The sequence below is a fragment of the Tissierella pigra genome (assembly GCF_009695605.1).
In the GTDB taxonomy this organism is placed as follows: domain Bacteria; phylum Bacillota; class Clostridia; order Tissierellales; family Tissierellaceae; genus Tissierella; species Tissierella pigra.
On sequence record NZ_VUNQ01000116.1, the window covers coordinates 1 to 1,155 of the forward strand.

The window sequence follows — 1,155 nt, forward strand, 5'->3', positions numbered from 1 at the left end:
TTTAATAGGAAAGTCCTACTTTTCCTATTAAATAAAAAAAAGGCAGCCCAGGAATCTTGAGCATGCCAATAAAGCCTAAGATTGTTAGACTATTTTCTGTACTCGTAATGAACACCACGAATACCAGTATAAGATTTTGGAGTCATGATACCATCGCAAACTTGGCAAAAAGGTTGTGGTGGTACAGATGGATCAAGTCCATTAAATAAATTATCTTCTTCTAATTCTTGTACAATGAAACGTGGAACCCATAGTGAATAATTGCATTTAGTACAGATAAACTCTACTAAATCATCATTTTTAGAAAAACCTTCTAGAATATTCATAATAAAAAACCCCCATAGTGCTAATTAATTACTAAGCACTATTATACCTAGGAGGAGATAAATTATCAATATAAGGGTTCTTGTTAAAATTAAAAATATCAACCAGTTCCATTGTTTGGCCACAAGAACATGAAAGGGGATCTAGCCCAAAAGCAAGAAGAAGGCGTGCACGCCAATGAGAATACTTTTTTCTAAACTTTCTTTTTCCAAGGCTTTCCATGCGATAAAGCTTTGAGGAATGAGTGTATTCCTTGGCATAAAGGCCGTAATAGCGAATCATTTTAAATTGTTCATCAGGAATATGGATAATTAGACGCTTAATAAAATCAAAAGCATGTATTTTTTCAGTAACGCGTTGATTATCTTCATGGCGATCGTAGTAAAAAGTAACAAATTCGCCATCGTAATTAAGAATACGAGATTGAGCCATAGCGGGACGCCCAGTATATCGAATAATATATTCAACAGCATCCTTAGCATTTGAATCCATATTAGATTTAGCATAAACATAAAATCCATCAGAGTATGTCTTGAATAGACGAGACTTCAGAGCATAAAAAGAATTGCCTAAGTATTTATGAAGAAAATCTAATATAGTGGCTTGCCATCTCTTTCGAAGCATATTAAAGGGAATATGAGAAATTTTACGCCAAACAGTTTTATTCCCTGAAGCACCTTCGGTAACAATCATATGTATATGTGGATTCCATTTTAAATCCCGTCCAAAAGTGTGCATAGTAGAGATAATACCAGGTTTAAAATTCTCAGATTTATTAAGCTTAGAAAACCAAGTAAGAATAGTGTCGGCACTAGCTTTAAAGAGTAAATG

At 33.8% G+C, this 1,155-nt stretch carries 2 protein-coding genes; both read right to left on the reverse strand.

What is annotated here, in order from left to right; all coding sequences use genetic code 11:
• Positions 1–89: 89 nt before the first annotated feature.
• Positions 90–326 (reverse strand): hypothetical protein, encoded by a 237-nt coding sequence (locus tag FYJ83_RS19555; protein ID WP_154443144.1) that lies wholly within the window; start codon positions 324–326, stop codon positions 90–92.
• A 31-nt stretch (positions 327–357) separates the two neighbouring features.
• On the reverse strand, positions 358–1,155 hold a 798-nt coding region (locus FYJ83_RS19560; protein WP_195838083.1), incomplete at its 5' end, for an IS91 family transposase.

Excerpts from the sequence above, each read along its gene's own strand:
- FYJ83_RS19555 (WP_154443144.1), bottom strand. The coding sequence starts at position 326 with ATGAATATTCTAGAAGGTTTTTCTAAAAATGATGATTTAGTAGAGTTT.